Genomic DNA, 501 nt, shown 5'->3' with positions numbered 1-501 from the left:
GACAAGAACTCTGAGTGATCAAGCCTGCCCCTGATCCTGAAGCTAAACTCTCTTCTTCAGAGATCATGAATCCAACATCAATCACTGTAAGCTATAACAACTATGTAATGATTTGGTGATCCAGCTCTTTGCATCCAACTCTTTGTGACCTGATGGACTGTAGCCCGTCAGACTCCTCTGCCCATGGGATTTCCCAGGCAAGAAAAACTGGAGTGGGTTGCCATTTCCTGCTCCAGGGGATCTTCCCGTCCTAGGGACCGAACCTGGCAGGCAGACGCTTTACCGTCTGAGCCACCAGGGAAGCCCAATTACTGGGGAATTTATTAGAAATGAAGGGACTTACTGCAGTCCAGTGGTTAAGACTTTGCCTTCCAATGCAGGTGGTGGGGATTTGATCACTGATTGGGGAGCTAAGATGCCACATGCCTTGCAGACAAGGGACCAAAACATAAATCGGAAGCAACATTGTGACAAATTCAATAAAGACTTTAAAAATGGTCC

Annotated in this window: 1 protein-coding gene; it reads left to right on the top strand. The window is 47.1% G+C overall.

Annotation, left to right across the window (positions count from 1 at the left end; all coding sequences use genetic code 11):
• Nucleotides 1-217 precede the first annotated feature (217 nt).
• Nucleotides 218-501: hypothetical protein (locus ACQV2G_RS09200; protein ID WP_428876661.1), on the top strand; the 284-nt coding region annotated here is incomplete at its 3' end.

It is taken from the genome of Facklamia sp. P12955 (assembly GCF_050409565.1).
In the GTDB taxonomy this organism is placed as follows: domain Bacteria; phylum Bacillota; class Bacilli; order Lactobacillales; family Aerococcaceae; genus Facklamia.
Note: the sequence above shows the minus strand (reverse complement) of the source record. Positions and strands in the feature narration are given on the sequence as shown.